Raw genomic sequence first — 217 nt, 5'->3', positions numbered from 1 at the left:
AAGGCCCGTTGGTCAAGGGGTTAAGACACCTCCCTTTCACGGAGGTAACAGGGGTTCGAATCCCCTACGGGTCATATTAACTTCAAAAAAGAAGTTGATTTTTACAACAAGATTATGATATGATCATAAATGTGTTGTTCGGAGGCTTAGCTCAGCTGGGAGAGCATCTGCCTTACAAGCAGAGGGTCGGGGGTTCGATCCCCTCAGCCTCCACCAT

Annotated in this window: 2 tRNA genes; both read left to right on the top strand. The window is 47.9% G+C overall.

What is annotated here, in order from left to right:
* Positions 1–2: 2 nt before the first annotated feature.
* A tRNA-Glu gene (locus FE296_RS00035) sits at positions 3–74 on the top strand.
* Positions 75–140: 66 nt separating this feature from the next.
* Positions 141–216: transfer RNA gene (locus tag FE296_RS00030), tRNA-Val, on the top strand.
* Position 217: the final 1 nt, after the last annotated feature.

It is taken from the genome of Paenibacillus sp. UASWS1643, from assembly GCF_008693195.1.
GTDB classification, from domain to species: domain Bacteria; phylum Bacillota; class Bacilli; order Paenibacillales; family Paenibacillaceae; genus Paenibacillus; species Paenibacillus amylolyticus_B.
This window is presented reverse-complemented; position numbering and strand designations above follow the sequence as displayed.